The organism is Limnobacter olei (assembly GCF_029087225.1).
GTDB lineage: Bacteria > Pseudomonadota > Gammaproteobacteria > Burkholderiales > Burkholderiaceae_B > Limnobacter > Limnobacter olei.
In genome coordinates this window covers 1-1133 of the sequence record NZ_JARFJD010000054.1, presented here as the reverse complement: position 1 = coordinate 1133, position 1133 = coordinate 1, and the positions used below count along the sequence as shown (strand labels likewise).

Here is a 1133-nt window from a genome sequence, read left to right as displayed (position 1 = left end):
ATGGCAAAAGAAAAGTTTGAGCGTAAGAAGCCACACGTAAACGTTGGAACGATTGGTCACGTGGACCATGGCAAGACAACATTGACAGCGGCGATCACAACAGTATTGGCGCGTTTGAGCGGCCATGGTGAAGCCAAGGGCTACGATCAGATTGATGCGGCGCCGGAAGAGAAAGCGCGCGGCATTACGATTAACACTGCGCACGTGGAGTATGAAACCGATGCGCGTCACTATGCGCACGTGGATTGTCCAGGTCACGCCGACTATGTGAAGAACATGATTACTGGTGCGGCGCAGATGGACGGCGCGATTCTGGTGTGTTCAGCAGCAGACGGCCCCATGCCCCAGACCCGCGAGCACATTTTGTTGGCCCGTCAGGTTGGCGTGCCTTACATCATCGTGTTCCTGAACAAGTGCGACATGGTGGACGACGAAGAGTTGTTGGAACTGGTGGAAATGGAAGTGCGCGAGTTGCTGTCTTCCTATGACTTCCCAGGCGACGACGTGCCTATCGTAAAAGGTTCGGCCAAGTTGGCGCTGGAAGGCGACACAGGCGAGTTGGGCGAAGGCGCGATCAAGCAGTTGGCCGAAGCGCTGGACACCTACATCCCCACACCCGAGCGAGCCATTGACGGCGCATTCCTGATGCCAATCGAAGACGTGTTCTCAATCTCCGGTCGTGGCACTGTGGTAACAGGCCGTATCGAGCGCGGTATCGTGAAGGTTGGTGAAGAAATCGAAATCGTGGGTATCAAGGACACAGTCAAGACAATTTGTACCGGCGTGGAAATGTTCCGCAAGTTGCTGGATCAGGGTCAGGCGGGTGACAACGTGGGTGTATTGCTGCGTGGTACCAAGCGTGAAGACGTGGAGCGTGGTCAGGTATTGGCCAAGCCCGGTACGATCAAGCCACACACAGGCTTTAGCGCCGAGGTGTACGTGTTGAGCAAAGAAGAAGGTGGTCGTCACACACCATTCTTTAACAACTACCGTCCTCAGTTCTATTTCCGTACAACCGACGTGACAGGCTCGATCAGCTTGCCGGCGGACAAGGAAATGGTACTGCCAGGCGATAACGTGTCGATCAATGTTGAGTTGATTGCCCCAATCGCGATGGAAGAAGGTCTGCGTTT

At 54.7% G+C, this 1133-nt stretch carries 1 protein-coding gene; it reads left to right on the top strand.

Annotated elements, in window-relative coordinates; all coding sequences use genetic code 11:
* Window positions 1-1133 (top strand): elongation factor Tu (gene tuf / locus PY990_RS16260; RefSeq protein ID WP_275272485.1); only part of this gene is annotated, 1133 nt, incomplete at its 3' end.